At 68.9% G+C, this 12,178-nt stretch carries 12 protein-coding genes; 5 read left to right on the forward strand and 7 right to left on the reverse strand.

From position 1 onward, the window contains the following. Positions 1–39: 39 nt before the first annotated feature. Entirely contained in the window at positions 40–1,566 is a 1,527-nt protein-coding gene (locus M3195_RS00790) for an FAD-dependent oxidoreductase (protein WP_251584284.1), read from the forward strand. Between the two features lie 5 nt (positions 1,567–1,571). Here the strand turns inward: M3195_RS00790 and M3195_RS00795 are convergent, their stop codons facing one another. The 3 genes from M3195_RS00795 to M3195_RS00805 all read right to left on the reverse strand — a co-directional run bounded on the left by M3195_RS00795 (position 1,572) and on the right by M3195_RS00805 (position 3,674). After that, on the reverse strand, positions 1,572–2,390 hold the full coding sequence (locus M3195_RS00795) for a nitroreductase family protein (protein ID WP_251584286.1): 819 nt from the start codon (positions 2,388–2,390) through the stop codon (positions 1,572–1,574). 4 nt (positions 2,391–2,394) lie between these two features. After that, positions 2,395–2,769 (reverse strand): hypothetical protein, encoded by a 375-nt coding sequence (locus M3195_RS00800; RefSeq protein ID WP_251584287.1) that lies wholly within the window; start codon positions 2,767–2,769, stop codon positions 2,395–2,397. A gap of 116 nt (positions 2,770–2,885) precedes the next feature. After that, positions 2,886–3,674 carry a MerR family transcriptional regulator gene (locus tag M3195_RS00805; protein WP_251584288.1) on the reverse strand — a complete coding sequence of 263 codons (789 nt, stop codon included), beginning with the start codon at positions 3,672–3,674 and terminating at the stop codon, positions 2,886–2,888. Positions 3,675–3,846: 172 nt separating this feature from the next. Between M3195_RS00805 and M3195_RS00810 the strand changes: the two genes are divergently transcribed. Both M3195_RS00810 and M3195_RS00815 read left to right on the forward strand, forming a co-directional pair. Continuing rightward, complete coding sequence (locus M3195_RS00810; RefSeq protein WP_251584290.1) at positions 3,847–4,689, forward strand: DUF4097 family beta strand repeat-containing protein; 843 nt, start codon at positions 3,847–3,849, stop codon at positions 4,687–4,689. Next, positions 4,686–5,312: a PadR family transcriptional regulator gene (locus tag M3195_RS00815; RefSeq protein WP_251584293.1), complete on the forward strand. Its 627-nt coding sequence runs from the start codon at positions 4,686–4,688 to the stop codon at positions 5,310–5,312. Before M3195_RS00810 ends, M3195_RS00815 begins: the two co-directional genes overlap by 4 nt. Positions 5,313–5,425: 113 nt before the next feature. Here the strand turns inward: M3195_RS00815 and M3195_RS00820 are convergent, their stop codons facing one another. Then, a complete protein-coding gene (locus M3195_RS00820; protein WP_251584295.1) occupies positions 5,426–5,968 on the reverse strand; it encodes a universal stress protein in 543 nt (180 codons plus the stop codon). A 150-nt stretch (positions 5,969–6,118) separates the two neighbouring features. Here M3195_RS00820 and M3195_RS00825 point away from each other — a divergent pair, with 150 nt between their 5' ends. After that, on the forward strand, positions 6,119–6,307 hold the full coding sequence (locus M3195_RS00825) for a DUF3073 domain-containing protein (protein WP_096716204.1): 189 nt from the start codon (positions 6,119–6,121) through the stop codon (positions 6,305–6,307). Between the two features lie 161 nt (positions 6,308–6,468). Here M3195_RS00825 and M3195_RS00830 read toward each other — a convergent pair whose 3' ends face one another. The 3 genes from M3195_RS00830 to purM are packed head-to-tail and all read right to left on the reverse strand — an operon-like array spanning position 6,469 to position 10,367. Next, a complete protein-coding gene (locus M3195_RS00830; RefSeq protein ID WP_251584296.1) occupies positions 6,469–7,800 on the reverse strand; it encodes an MFS transporter in 1,332 nt (443 codons plus the stop codon). After that, entirely contained in the window at positions 7,773–9,245 is a 1,473-nt protein-coding gene (gene purF, locus M3195_RS00835; protein WP_251584297.1) for an amidophosphoribosyltransferase, read from the reverse strand. Before purF ends, M3195_RS00830 begins: the two co-directional genes overlap by 28 nt. 6 nt (positions 9,246–9,251) lie before the next feature. After that, the gene (purM, locus tag M3195_RS00840; protein ID WP_251584298.1) at positions 9,252–10,367 is read right to left on the reverse strand and encodes a phosphoribosylformylglycinamidine cyclo-ligase; all 1,116 of its coding nucleotides are present in this window, start codon (positions 10,365–10,367) and stop codon (positions 9,252–9,254) included. 145 nt (positions 10,368–10,512) lie between these two features. Between purM and M3195_RS00845 the strand changes: the two genes are divergently transcribed. Next, positions 10,513–12,168 carry an FAD-dependent oxidoreductase gene (locus tag M3195_RS00845; RefSeq protein WP_251584303.1) on the forward strand — a complete coding sequence of 552 codons (1,656 nt, stop codon included), beginning with the start codon at positions 10,513–10,515 and terminating at the stop codon, positions 12,166–12,168. Positions 12,169–12,178 lie beyond the last annotated feature (10 nt).

Here is a 12,178-nt window from a genome sequence, read left to right on the forward strand (position 1 = left end):
CGCTGTGCGGTTCGCAGGGTCGAGGCGAACACTGATCACATGAAGCCGCTGTGGAAGCTCGACCGCACTCCGCCCACAGGCACCCCGTTCGACCCCGGCGCTCGACACGACGTCATCGTCGTCGGCGCGGGCCTCACCGGCCTCTCGACCGCCGTGATGCTGACGCGCGCGGGGCTCGACGTCGCGGTACTGGAGTCCGGGTCGGTGGGAGAGCTCGCCTCCGGCGGCAACACCGGGAAGCTCTCCCTGCTTCAGGCGCAGCGGCTCGCCGAGATCCGTCGCCACCACTCCGCGGAGCTGCTGCAGGCCTATGTCGACGGCAATCGGGCGGGCATGGACTGGCTCACCGGCTTCGCCGACCACGCCGGTGTGCCGTACGAGCGACGCATCGACCACACCTACGCGCAGACGGCCGACGGACTCGAATCGGTGCGCGCGCAGCACGCCGCAGCACAAGAGGCCGGGCTCCCGACGCGAATGCTCACGCGCGGCGAACTGAACGTCGACTTCCCCGCCGTCGGCGCCGTGGCGCTCGACGACCAGGTGACGATCGACCCGATGCAGGTGAGCGAGGCCCTGGCGTCGGAGCTCCTGTCCGCCGGCGGCATACTGCACACCGGAGTTCGCGTCACGGCGACGCACGCCCTCCCTGAGCCCCGGGTCGAGACCACCGTCGGACCGATGTTCGCGCAGCACATCGTCATCGCCACCGGATATCCGATCCTCGACCGCGGCCTGTACTTCGCGAAGATGCGGGCGTTCCGTTCGTACTGCGTGTCGTTCCGCGTGCCCGGGGGTATTCCCGACTCCACCTTCATCTCGACCGACCAGCCGACGCGGTCCATCCGGCCCGTCTCGGCATCCGACGGACCGGGAGCCGCGGCGCAGCTGGTCGTCGGCGGCAACGGCCACCCGGTCGGACGCTCCGACGGCGAGCGCGCCGCGGTCGATGAGCTCGTCGAGTGGACGCAGAAGTTCTTCCCAGGGGCCGAGGAGACCCATCGCTGGTCGGCGCAGGACTACGAGTCGCACAACCAGATCCCGTTCGTGGGTGCGATGCCGCGGGGCCTCGGCCGCATCCGCTTCGCCACCGGCTACGCCAAATGGGGACTCTCCAACGCACCGGCAGCGGCACTTCGCCTCACCACGGAGATCCTCGGCGCCAGCTGGCACGACCGGCCCGGCTGGATGGTCAAAATCGGCACGCGCCTGACCGTGCCGGCTGACCTCGCCCGCGGCGCCGTCGAGGGTGTGAAGGTCGCGGCCGCCGCCACCAAGGGCTGGGTGGATGCCGAGAAGACCCCCGTGCCCGTGCCTCGGCCCGTCGAGGGCGAGGGCGTCGTGGCGAACCGCGGCGGTCTTCCCGTCGGCATCTCGACGGTCGACGGTGTCACCAGGGCGGTCGACGCGGTGTGCCCGCACCTCGGCGGCGTGCTCGATTGGAACGACGCCGAGTGCACGTGGGACTGCCCTCTGCACGCCTCCCGCTTCGCCGCCGACGGCACCCGCATCGAGGGTCCCGCGCTGAGCGATCTGAAGAAGCTGCCCCGCGCCCCGGAGGACTGAATCCGTCAGTCGCGGGCGCTAGCCTCCGCGGGCGGCGCATCCCACCCCTGCTGAGGCTGCTCGCACGTCTCTCGGAACACGTACTGCGACACGAGCTTGCGCTGGTGGCTCGACCAATCGATCGCCGGGCGGCGCTGGTCGTGCGGCAGGTAGCCGAGGCGGTAGACGGCCATGAGCTCGAGGTCGTCCGGTACGTGCAGCAGATCGATGATCTCCTCCCACTTGCCGGGCACCTCCATCGGGAACGAGATGAACTGGATACCCATCCCGAGCTCGACCGTCGTGAGCCACACGTTCTCCATCGCGGCGCCCATGCTGAACACCGAATAGAACGACGACAGCTGCCCCGGTCGGTATTCGCTGCGGTCGAGCATGACGCCCAGGAGCAGCGGAGACCCCGCGACGAGCTTGTGATTCTCCTCGCCGAGGGTCTTGGGAACCCCGAAGGTGTTCATGAGCTTCTGCCCGCGCTTCGTGAAGACCTGACTCGTGAACGGCCGAAGGGCCGCAGGGAGCTTGTCGAAGAGCATCCCGCTGCGCTTCTCCTCCATCTCCGCCTGGCTGAAGCGGAAGTACGGCTTGTAGCGCTCGAAGAACGTGCCGTTCGACATCGCCTCCGTCATGCTCTCCCCCGAGATGCGTGCGATCTTGTCGATCGTGTCGCGGTTCTCGATCACGACGAAGCGCCACGGCTGGCTGTTCAGCTGCGAGGGCGCGCGGCCGGCCGCCTCGAGCAGGATGCGCTGATGCTCCTCCGTCACGGGATCGGGCAGGAACGGCCCGTTCGTGGTCTTGCGGCGGCGGATGACATCGAGCAGTTCCATGCGTTCACTTCCGGTCGGAGGGGATGCGCGAGCACACCAGGCCCGCGACGATGAAGGGGGCCGCCGCGAGCGCGACCAGCGGATGCCGACGCGTGTGCGTGCCGAGATACGGGATCGCAGCGAGCGGCACGATCGCCGGAGCGAGGGATGCCGCGGCGCGGCGGCTCGCGGCCCGCGGGCGCGCCCAGAACGCGGCGCTGACGGCGGCGCCCGTCGCGACGGACGTCGTGACGTAGAGCGCGTGGTGCACCCAGCGGAATCCTCGCGTGTCGATGATCCGCGCGGCCACTGCGGTGCCGAGGGCGGCGTTGGCGGCGTAGGCGACCGTCGCCGCGACGAACAGCGGAGCCGCATTCGTGCGCGTGCGACGGTGGGCCATGGCACGACACTACGCCCGGTCCCCCTCCGCCGAGCCACCCCCTTGCGCGCGAAACACCCCTTTGGATACGGGCCGCACGGGGGTGGCTCGTACACAAAGGGGTGTGTCGGCGGGTTCTACAGGTTCGTCTCCGCATACACGCGGAGCGCGTCGCGGACGAACTCGGCGCCGTGCGCGCCGCCGGACGACGTCGCGTAGTTCGCGCCGAAGCGCGGATCTGCGACGTACATCTCGCCGAGACCGATCACGTACGCCTTGACGTCGCCGCCTGGCACCGACGCCGGAGTGCCCGGGATGCCCGTGAGCCACTCCACGTGACGGCGGGCGAGGCCCTGAGTCTCGACGGATGCCGGGTCGACACCGCTCTCGGCGGCGGCGATCCAGTCGCGTCCGAGATCGGACACGCGCTGCTGCCAGTCGGCGCGCTCGGCATCCGTCATCCCGCGCCACCAGCGGTCGCCGTCGGCGTATGCCTGCGGACCCCAGCGCTGCTCGACCTCCTGTTTGTACTGCGTGTGGTCGAAGCCGTCGAACATGTTCTCTGCCATGAGTTGTTCACCTCCTCTCAGTGCGGTGATGGTGTTCTCGACCGACGCGATCTGGCGCGCCAGCCTGTTCTGCTCCTCGCGCAGCAGCGCGAGGTGGGTCTCGAGTGCCGAGGCCTCCGTCGTCGTGCGCGAACCGGTGTCGAGCACCTCGGCGATCTGCGGCAGCCCCAGCCCGAGCTCCCGCAGAAGCAGGATCCGCTGCAAGCGCACGAGCGCGGACTCGTCGTAGTGCCGATAACCGTTCGGTGCGATCCGCGTGGGCGGCAGCAGGCCGATGTCGTCGTAGTGCCGAAGGGTCCTGCTGGTAGTGCCAGCGAGGCGTGCGATCTCCTGGATCGACCAGTCCGTGCCTGCCATGTCCTCTCCTCGATCCGTTCGATGACTCCACCGTAGAAGTTGACGTTGCGTCAAGGTCAACCCCAAACGCAACCGGGAACATCGCGATAATGCTTGACAGCATCGAGATATATCGTGTTACGCTGTCCAAACACGATATATCGTGACCCCTCTCAACACAGGAGAAGCAGACATGACCGAGAAGTGGCTCATCGCCCCGGGCGAGGAACGCGTCATCGACATCGAGAACGTCAGCCGGCTGAAGGTCGGTCTGGTCGGCGGACAGGTCGACGTGATCGCTCACGACGAACCCGGCATCCGCATCGAGGTGCACGGTGTCACCATCAAGGACCTGCGTATCGAATCCCACGACGGCCAGGTCGAGATCGACCACCCGCAGCTGGGCTGGGACAACTTCCTCGAGGTCTTCCGCAACTTCGGCTCCGGCGGACCCAAGGCAGAGGTCAGCATCGCCGTTCCCCGCGCGATCGCCCTCACGCTCGGCGTCGTCAGCGCCGGCGCGCTCGTCTCCGGCATCCGCAACGACGCCCGTCTGAACACCGTGTCGGGCGACATCATCGTCGACACCCTCATCGGCGACCTCACCGTGAACTCGGTGTCGGGCGACGTGCAGGTGCGTGGACTGACCGGCTCGATCACGGCGAACAGCGTCTCGGGCGACGTCGCCGTCACCGGCACCGTGCGCAAGGCCACGGTCGACATCGTGTCGGGCTCGACGCTCGTCGACGCCGCGGGCGACGTCAACACCATCAACATCAACTCCGTCTCGGGCGGCACCACTGTGCGACTCGACGAGTCACTCGCCGCCAACTACGTCATCCGCTCGCTCAGCGGACGACTGCTCATCGACGGCGTCGAGCGCGGATCCTCCGGCATCAACAACTACACCGGCTCCACGGGGGAGCTTGCGGGGCGATTCGTCGACCTGCGCGCGAACTCCGTCTCGGGCGGAGTGACCGTGCTGCGCCGCACCCCCGCAAAGATCGAGAACGACGCCGAATGGGAGGAAGCATGAGTCCCGCCGTCTTCTCCCACGGAGACCTGCGCCTGTACCTGCTGTCGCTGCTCGCCGAAGCCCCGCAGCACGGGTACGGCATCATCCAGGCGCTCACCGACCGCACCGGCGGCACCTACACGCCGAGCGCCGGCACCATCTACCCACGACTCGCGAAGCTCGAGGAAGAGGGACTGGTATCGAAGACGGTCGACGGCCGCACCACCATCTACGCGATCACGGATGCCGGACGCGCCGAGCTCGCAGCGCGCGAGGGCGACCTGGCCGGGATCGAGGCCGGGCTCACCGACTCGGTGCGCCTGATCGCCAACGAGGTGCGTCAGAGCGTCAAGGAGGCGATGAAGAGCCTGCGGGCAGACTTCGCCACCGCCGAGAAGGACGACCGCGCAGCATCCAAGTCGCGCCCGCGCACCGCGGGAGACGACGAACGCATCGTCAGCCGCGAGGAACTCCACCGCGCGGATGCCGTGATCAACGCGTTCCGCGCCCGGATCCGCACCGACCTCCGCACGCACGTGGCGAAGGGCGGCGCACTCCCGGCATCCGTCGTCTCGGAGCTCGAGGACGGATTGGATGCCGCGGCCCGCGGCATCACGACCGCCCTCGCCGCGCTGTCACGCTGACGAACCTCTCGGAAGCCGTCCGTGCGGCTGACGATCCCCCGGCTGGCTGGCCTATGCGTCTCGTATCGCCCGCCAGACGGGGAATCGTCAGCCATCCGTACCGAAGGTCGGGGCTATTCCGTCCAGATCTCCGGCTGCGAGTCCGGCACCGGCTCTTCGAGTGGAACCACGAGCACCGACCGATGCTGCCGGTGAGCGAGACGCGCCGCCACGGATCCGGTGAAGAACTCTCTGATCGACTCTCCGATGCCGCGCTTGCGGGTACCCACCACGATCAGCTGCGCGTCGAGCTTGTTCGCGAGCGCCTTGATCGCGAGCGCCGGATCGCCGACGAGCTGCCGGGCGGTCCAGGTCAGCCCTGTCCCTTCGAGGGCCTTCGCGGCCTCGGATTGCACGGCTTCGAACTCCGCCGTTCCCGCGTCGAAGTTGATGTCGATCGGAGCCGAGTGCACGTATCCGTCCGGATCCTCGTATGTCACGAAACGCGTGACATCGACGTGCACGACGACGAGCGGCACCCGCAGCAGGCGCGCGAAACGCGACGCCTCCTGGATCACACGAGGACTCTGTCCCGGCTGGATGCCGACGATCACCGCCTTCTGCAGTGTCGCGTTCTGGACGGCCTCGTCCGAGGGAGAAGAGGTGTTGTCGGTCATCGAGATCGCTCCCTTCGCCAGGCTTGCTATCAGGCAGTGCGGTCTACCCGCGTGCTATTCTGAATGCTACTCTTACCGGCCTCGAGCCGGTGTCGTGAATGCATCGGGCCCCAGCTAGCCCGCAGCTCAACTCGTGAGGGGGTCTCTGGCATGGGCCGTGGCCGTCAGAAGGCGAAGCACACCAAAATCGCCCGCGAACTGAAGTCATTCAGTCCGTCCGTCAACTACTCGGCACTCGAACGAGAGCTCGGTCACCCGAGCGACTCGGAAGACGAGTACGTCGACAAGTGGGCAGACGAGTACGCCGACGAAGACGAGGACGAACTAGAGAAGGCCTGACCGCCCTCTCGTCTCGTCGTCTCCCCCGTGCACCGCACGGGGGTTTCGTCGTGTCCGGGCACGAATGCCCCGATCCGCGGATTCGGTCCCGATCCGCTGACGGATGCGGGCATTCGGTCCGCCGATCGTGACAGCGTCCGCTGATCGTCGGGAGGAAGGGATCACCAGCGCCCGTAGCGGCGTTCCCAGTCCTCTTCGATCGTCCGGCGGCGACCGGCGACGAGGCCGGCGGGGATCGACAGCACGAGCACGGCGATCACGACGATGATCGGCACCGTCCAGCCGCCGGTGGTCTCGTGCAGGAGGCCGATGAGCAGCGGGAAGACCGCGGCGATGGCGTACCCGACGCTCTGCACGAAGCCGCTGAGCGCGACAGCGCTCTCCGGAGTGCGGGCGCGGACGCTGAGAAGCACGAGACTGAGCGGGAACAGGATGGCCGTCAGGCCGTAGATCAGCACCCAGAGCACCGGGGCCGCGGCCGGTGCGAAGAGCAGTCCGAGGAGGCCGGCGACGCCCGCCGCCACCGCGAACAGGTACAGCGGCCGAGTCGCCTGGAATCGCACGACGAGCACGGGTACGAGCAGTCCGCACGGCAGACCGGCGAGTGCGAAGAGCGACAGCAGGAAGCCGCCTGACGCCGGTGAGACTCCGGCGACGTCGACGAGCAGGGTCGGCAGCCAGGCGAACGCGACATAGGCCACGGTCGAGGAGGTGCCGAACACGAGGGCGAGCGCCCAGGCGAGAGGCAGCCGCCAGAGCCGTCCGAACACACGGGGGTTCGCGGGCACGGTCGCGATCGGACCGGTGGCGACGACTGCCGCATCGAGGCGCTCGTCGACCGGGTCGTTGTCGGGCAGCGCAGGCGCGGCGACGGCCGGAGCGGCAGGGCGTCGTCGATCGCCGACCAGCACGGCGATCCACGGCAGCAGCGCGAGCACCGAGAACAGGCCCCACAGACCGAGCGAGATCCGCCAGCCCAGGGAGTCGGCGAGCGGAACGGCCACGAGCGGCGGCACGAACGTCGAGATCGACAGGGTCGTCGAATACAGTGTCATCATCACGCCGAGGCGGTCGGCGAAGTACTTCTTGACCAGCGGCGGCAGCAGCACGTTGCCCGCGCCGACCCCCGCGAACACGACGACGGTGGCGGCGAGCAGGCTCGTCGAATCTGCGGCGAAACCTCGCAGCAGCAGGCCGATCGACATGAGCGTCAGCGCCGCGACCGCGACCCGTTCGAGTCCGAACCGTCGCTCGACGAGCGGGGTCACGAGCCCGAAGACGGCGAAGCACACCGGAGGCGCGGCGCCGATGAGTCCGACCACGACGGGCGACACGGGGAAGTCCTCCGCGATGTGATCGATGACCGGCGACAGCGATGCCACGGCGGAGCGCAACGAGAACGCGACCAGCACGATACCGATCAGCGCGAGAGCACGGCCCCGCCAGAGCGGTTGCGCGGCCGTCGTCACGAGGTCTGCGACCCCTCCACCCACGCGAGGTACTCGTCGGAGACGGTGCCGGTCACGTACCGGCCGTCGAAGCAGCTCATGTCGAGGTCGGAGAGCACCGACCCCTCCGTGATCGCGGCCTTGAGGTCGTCGACCTCCTGGTAGACCAGGTGGTCGCAGCCCAGCTCCTCGGCGATCTCCGGGATGGTGCGACCGTGCGCGATGAGCTCGTGGCGCGACGGCATGTTGATGCCGTAGACGTGCGGATGCCGTACGGGCGGCGCCGCGGAAGCGAACGTCACCGACGTGGCACCGGCATCCCGAGCCATCTGGATGATCTGCTTCGAGGTCGTGCCGCGCACGATCGAGTCGTCGATGAGAAGCACGTTCTTGCCCTGGAACTCGGTCGACATCGCGTTCAGCTTCTGTCGCACGCTCTTCTTGCGCACCGCCTGCCCCGGCATGATGAAGGTGCGGCCGACGTAGCGGTTCTTGTAGAAGCCCTCACGGTACTCGATGCCCAGCTTGCGGGCGACCTCCATCGCGGCCGGCCGTGCGGAGTCGGGAATCGGCATCACGACGTCGATCTTGTCCATCGGCACATGCTTCGCGATGGTGTCGGCAAGGCGCTCACCCATGCGCAGGCGCGACTCGTAGACGGAGATGCCGTTCATGACCGAGTCCGGCCGCGCGAGGTAGACGTACTCGAACGCGCACGGCGCGAGGGTCGCGTCCGTCGCGCACTGCTTGGTGTGCAGCTCGCCGTCGTTGGTGATGAACACGGCCTCGCCGGGCTCGACCTCGCGGACGACCTCGTAGTCGCCGTTCTCGAGCACCAGCGACTCGCTCGCCACGACCCACTCGTCCTTGCCCTTCGCGCCCTCGACTGTCGACGGACGACGTCCGAGGATGAGCGGACGGATGCCGAAGGGGTCGCGGAATGCGAGCAGACCGTATCCGGCGATCACCGCGATCACCGCGTACGCGCCCTCGATGCGCTCGTGCGTGCGGGCGACAGCCTCGAAGATGCGCTCGGGGTCGAGGTCGACCGTCGACGTGGTGTTCTGCAGCTCTCCCGCGAGCACGTTGAGCAGCAGCTCGGTGTCGCTCGAGGAGTTGAGGTGACGACGATCGCGCTTCGCCATGTCGGCGGTGAGCTCGCGCGTGTTGGTGAGGTTGCCGTTGTGGATGAGGATGATGCCGTAGGGCGCGTTCACGTAGAACGGCTGCATCTCCTCCTCGCTCGACGCGGTGCCCTTGGTCGCGTAGCGGACGTGTCCGAGACCCACGTTGCCGAGCAGTCCGCGCATGTCGCGGGTGCGGAACGCCTCACGAACCATGCCCTGCGCCTTCGCGTTGTGCATGACGCCGTTGGCCTCTGCCGTCGCGATGCCCGTCGCATCCTGACCGCGGTGCTGCAGCAGGAGAAGGGCGTCGTAGATGTCCTGATTGACCGGGGCCGTCCCGACCATTCCGACGATGCCGCACATGGGGGTTTACTTCGCTCCGTCCGCGTAGGCGCCCACGAGGCGCACTGCTCCGCCGTCGACGCCCTTGGCGCCCTGCTCGAACTCCCCCGAGGGTCGGGCGCCGAAGCCGACGGTGCCGACCTGCCACGCGCGCATGCCCTCCGCGTCGAGGGCCGCGATCGCGGCATCCTTCTTGTCCGCCGCGACGACCGCGAGGAAGCCGATCCCGAGGTTCCAGGTCCCCTCCGCGGACTCCAGAGTCGACCCGGCGATGTCGCTGAGCACCCGGAACACGGGGCTGGGCGACCAGGTGCCGCGGTCGACCTCCGCCCAGCTGCCCTGGGGCAGCACACGGGCGAGGTTCGCGGCGATGCCGCCGCCGGTGACGTGGCTGAGGGAGTGCACTCCGCCGTCGAGCGCCGCGATGAGACGCAGGAGAGGGAGGGTGTACAGGCGGGTGGGCTCGAGCAGTGCCTCGCCCCACGTCGTGCCGAAATCGGCGGCGTTGTCGCCGTAGCCGATGCCGGCGTTGGTGACGATGTGTCGCACGAGCGAGTAGCCGTTGGAGTGCAGTCCGCTGGAGGCGATTGCGAGCACGGCATCGCCGTCCTGCACGCGCTCGGCGCCGAGGATCTCATCCGCCTCGACGACACCGGTGGCCGCGCCCGCGACGTCGTAGTCGCGCGGGCCGAGGAGCCCGGGGTGCTCGGCGGTCTCGCCGCCGACCAGAGCGGTGCCGGTGGCGGAGCAGGCCTCCGCGATGCCTCGGACGATGTCGGCGATGCGCTCTGGGAGGACCTTGCCACAGGCGATGTAGTCGGTCATGAAGAGCGGCTTCGCGCCCATCACCACGATGTCGTCGACGACCATGCCGACGAGGTCCTGACCAATCGTGTCGTGCTTGTCGATCGCCTGCGCGATCGCGACCTTCGTGCCGACGCCGTCGGTGCTGGTCGCGAGCAGCGGACGACGGAAGTCGCGCAGGGCGCTGGCGTCGAAGAGTCCGGCGAATCCGCCGACTCCTCCGAGCACTTCCGGTCCGTGCGTCGCACGAACCGACGACTTCATGAGTTCGACCGCGAGATCACCGGCGGCGGTGTCGACGCCGGCTTCGGAATAGGGATTGGTGGGGGAGGCAGCCACCCGTCCAGACTACCGCCCGCCGGGGCACCGGCTCGCCGGTGCCGACGCTCGTCAGCGCGGCATCCGCGGGACCGACGGATCAACCATGGACAGAAGGGGCGCTGCGGGCGAGACTGGCATCCGATGAGCCCGGAAGGGAGCCCAGGTGGGAGCAGCGGAGGAGCAGGTCGACCCCGTGGAGATGGATGCCGTCATGTCGCCGCCCCTGAGCGACGAGCAGTGGGAGCGGCTTGTCGCCGCCGGCACAGCGGAAGACGTCGCGGTGGGCGACTACGTGTTCCGCACCGGGGAGTCGGGGTACGACCTGATCGTCATCGAGTCCGGGGAGGTCGAGATCGTCCGCGACGCGCTCCGCTGGGTGGGAGAGGCGGTCATCACGACCATGGGACCGCGGACCTTCGCCGGGGAGCTCGGTCTGCTCAACGGCCAGGGCGCCTTCCTGTCCGCTCGGGTCACGAAGGCGGGCCGCGTGCATCGCGTGAGCCGAGCGCAGCTGCGCGCCCTCATGAACGAGGACGACGAGCTATGCGATCTGATCCTGCACGCGCTCTGGGCACGGCGCGAATCCCTGCGCACGGGACCCGCGGCCATGACGCTGAAGTTCGTCGGCACGGGTTCCTCGAACGACTTCCTCGCCCTGCGCCGCTTCGCCGAGCGCCTCGACCTCGTGCACAAGGCCGTGGCCCTGCCACCCGGCGACCTCGGCACGCTCGACACGCACGAGATCACGGTCGACGACCTGCCCGTCGCGTTCATCCAGGGTGAGCCGCTGCTCCGTGCGACCCCCGGTCTCGTGGCCGAGCACCTCGGACTGAGCTACCAGGCGCAGGCCGACGAGATCGTCGACCTCGTGGTCGTCGGCGGGGGTCCGGCCGGACTCGCCGCCGCCATCTACGGCGCCTCGGAGGGGCTCAGCACGGTGCTGCTCGACGCCGTCGCCCCGGGTGGTCAAGCGGCGGCGACCTCGCGCATCGAGAACTTCCTCGGCTTCCCGTTCGGCGTGAGCGGCGGGGATCTCATCGGCCAGGCGATCCTGCAGGCGCTGAAGTTCGGCGTGCGGGTCTACGCTCCGTGCGAGGCGACCGGCCTGACGCGGATCGCTCCCGACCTGCTCGACGTCGCCCTCTCGGACGGTCGCCTCATCCGAGCGAGCAGCGTGATCGTCACGTCGGGCGCCGCGTACCGACGCCTCGACCTCGAACGCTGGCAGGACTTCGAGCGGTCGGGCGTGTACTACGCCGCGACCCCGCTCGAGCTGCGCCAGGTGCAGGGCAAGCCGGTCGTCGTCGTGGGCGGCGCGAACTCCGCGGGGCAGGCGGCGCTGTACCTGTCCGCCCACGGATCCCCCGTGCATCTTGTCGTCCGTGGCGACGAGCTGGGCACCCGCATGTCGAGCTATCTCGCCGATCGGCTCGCCGACGACCCGCGGGTGCGCGTGCACACCTCGTCGAACGTCGTCGGCCTCGACGGCGACGGCACACTCGAATCGGTGCGCATCGACACCGTGGGCGACGTCGACGCCCGCGGCCTGTTCTGCTTCATCGGCGCGACGCCGGCGACCTCGTGGCTGCCGACGCTCGATCGCGACCCTGAGGGATTCATCCGCACCGGCACCGACGTCGCCGTGCAGACCCTCGACCAGTGGCAGGGCCTGGGCCGCGAGCCGCTCCCGTTCGAGACGTCGGCACCGCGCGTGTTCGCGGCGGGTGATGTGCGCCGTGGATCGATGAAGCGGGTCGCCGCCGCCGTCGGCGAGGGATCGAGTGCGGTGGCGTCCGTCCACCGCGCGCTGGCCTACTGAGACCGAGTCC

The sequence above is a fragment of the Microbacterium hydrocarbonoxydans genome (assembly GCF_023715885.1).
GTDB classification, from domain to species: domain Bacteria; phylum Actinomycetota; class Actinomycetes; order Actinomycetales; family Microbacteriaceae; genus Microbacterium; species Microbacterium hydrocarbonoxydans_C.

Excerpts from the sequence above, each read along its gene's own strand:
- M3195_RS00790 (WP_251584284.1), top strand. The coding sequence starts at position 40 with ATGAAGCCGCTGTGGAAGCTCGACCGCACTCCGCCCACAGGCACCCCG.
- M3195_RS00795 (WP_251584286.1), bottom strand. The coding sequence starts at position 2,390 with ATGGAACTGCTCGATGTCATCCGCCGCCGCAAGACCACGAACGGGCCG.
- M3195_RS00800 (WP_251584287.1), bottom strand. The coding sequence starts at position 2,769 with ATGGCCCACCGTCGCACGCGCACGAATGCGGCTCCGCTGTTCGTCGCG.
- M3195_RS00805 (WP_251584288.1), bottom strand. The coding sequence starts at position 3,674 with ATGGCAGGCACGGACTGGTCGATCCAGGAGATCGCACGCCTCGCTGGC.
- M3195_RS00810 (WP_251584290.1), top strand. The coding sequence starts at position 3,847 with ATGACCGAGAAGTGGCTCATCGCCCCGGGCGAGGAACGCGTCATCGAC.
- M3195_RS00815 (WP_251584293.1), top strand. The coding sequence starts at position 4,686 with ATGAGTCCCGCCGTCTTCTCCCACGGAGACCTGCGCCTGTACCTGCTG.
- M3195_RS00820 (WP_251584295.1), bottom strand. The coding sequence starts at position 5,968 with ATGACCGACAACACCTCTTCTCCCTCGGACGAGGCCGTCCAGAACGCG.
- M3195_RS00825 (WP_096716204.1), top strand. The coding sequence starts at position 6,119 with ATGGGCCGTGGCCGTCAGAAGGCGAAGCACACCAAAATCGCCCGCGAA.
- purF (WP_251584297.1), bottom strand. The coding sequence starts at position 9,245 with ATGTGCGGCATCGTCGGAATGGTCGGGACGGCCCCGGTCAATCAGGAC.